The organism is Oleiphilus sp. HI0066 (assembly GCF_001635725.1).
Map to the genome: position 1 here is coordinate 1 of NZ_LWFH01000930.1, position 364 is coordinate 364.

Sequence of the window (364 nt, forward strand, 5' to 3'; positions counted from 1 at the left end):
TCTAGCCTGTGCAAAAACACGCTCAAACTTAGAAGGAGGATGCCCAACTTCCGATGAATCAAGCCCTACTCCGAGAATATGATGCAAATATGGCTTGGCTTGCTCAAAGCATTCGAATGCATCCTGCTCACTGAGATGCCTCAAAAAGCACAAAATCAATCCGCTCGTTATGCCAAGTTGTGTTGCCGCGTCGCTCAGTGCCCGCGTTATTCCATCAAACACCACACCTATATCGATCCCACGTTCGGTGTGCGTTTGAGGATCAAAAAACAACTCCGTATGCACAACACCTTGCTCGTGACAGGTAAGTAAGTAAGCCCAAGTCAGATCATAAAAATCTTGTTCGTTTAATAAGACTCCCGCA

The 364-nt window shown here is 46.2% G+C and carries 1 protein-coding gene; it reads right to left on the minus strand.

Annotation, left to right across the window (positions count from 1 at the left end):
- Nucleotides 1–364: adenosine deaminase (locus A3738_RS10690; protein ID WP_369819796.1), on the minus strand; the 364-nt coding region annotated here is incomplete at both ends.